This window comes from Actinomadura sp. 6K520, from assembly GCF_004349245.1.
Taxonomy (GTDB): Bacteria; Actinomycetota; Actinomycetes; order Streptosporangiales; family Streptosporangiaceae; genus Spirillospora.
Genome location: NZ_SMLC01000412.1, coordinates 1 through 992 on the forward strand (window position 1 = coordinate 1; position 992 = coordinate 992).

At 69.1% G+C, this 992-nt stretch carries 2 protein-coding genes and 1 pseudogene; 1 reads left to right on the top strand and 2 read right to left on the bottom strand.

Annotation, left to right across the window (positions count from 1 at the left end):
* The coding region (locus E1289_RS37725) for an MBL fold metallo-hydrolase (protein WP_131984344.1) at positions 1-370 on the bottom strand (370 nt) is incomplete at its 3' end.
* Positions 371-479: 109 nt separating this feature from the next.
* Positions 480-707 carry a hypothetical protein gene (locus tag E1289_RS37730; protein WP_131988984.1) on the bottom strand — a complete coding sequence of 76 codons (228 nt, stop codon included), beginning with the start codon at positions 705-707 and terminating at the stop codon, positions 480-482.
* A 38-nt stretch (positions 708-745) separates the two neighbouring features.
* On the opposite strand from E1289_RS37730, the pseudogene E1289_RS37735 reads away from it, so the two are divergent.
* A pseudogene (locus E1289_RS37735) lies at positions 746-992 on the top strand (hypothetical protein); the annotation flags it as partial.

Here is a 992-nt window from a genome sequence, read left to right on the forward strand (position 1 = left end):
GGCGATGTTCGACCAGTTTCGCCTCGATCAGCGCCAGGGTGAGACGCGACCCGATGAGCGGGATGTCGGGCCTCTCGCGCAGCAGGTAGGGCAGGCCACCGATGTGGTCCTCGTGGCCGTGCGTGAGCACCACGCCGACGACGTCGTCCAGCCGGTCCCTGATGGCGGTGAAGTCCGGCAGGATCAGGTCGACCCCCGGCTGATCGAGATCGGGGAACAGCACCCCGCAGTCGACGATCAGCAGCTTCCCGCCGTACTCGAAGACCGTCATGTTCCGGCCGATCTCACCCAGCCCGCCGAGCGCGACGATCCGCAGCCCCCGGCGGGGCAGCGCCGGGGGCGGGCCGAGTTCCGGATGCGGGCGGCTCATCCGATCATCAGCTCGGGCTCAATTGGCACGGGGGCTCCTCCTGTCGGCACTGCTTCGGCACAGCCGTCTGGTTCTACCATGTCGTGAGAGAAGAATTGATCGCGGATGTTCACAGCGGCATGCGCCGCACGTGCTCGGTCACCCATATCCAGGAGCCGTTGTCCTCGTTGAGACGCCGCTGGACCCGTTCCACCTCGTCGAGGTGGAGTTCGAGGACGGGCCGCCAGTGACCCTGCACACGATCCTCGAAGTAGACGTGCTCGTCATCGGTGCGGAGGCGAAGCGCCTGCACCGTCTGCGGGTCGCCCTCCAGTGGCTGGATTCGGTAGGTCGGCATGATCCCTCTCGTGTCTGTCGGCCCCGCCTGCGTCCGGCGTGGGCTGGGCGGGAGAGATTCTGAGCGAGGCGACCGAGGCGCACAGTCCGGCCCCGCACCGGCGACCGGCACCGACCCGCCGGACCCAGTGGCGGATCCTGTTCGGCGCCACCGCCGTCCTGGCGCTGACCGGTCCCGGGCAGACGGCGGGGCTGTCGGTGTTCACCGAGCCGCTGATCCACGATCTGGAGATCTCGCGCACCCAGCTCAGCGGCGCCTACCTGGCCGCGACGCTGTCCGGCGCCG

Coding starts and splice junctions, on each gene's coding strand:
- E1289_RS37730 (WP_131988984.1), bottom strand. CDS start 707: ATGCCGACCTACCGAATCCAGCCACTGGAGGGCGACCCGCAGACGGTG.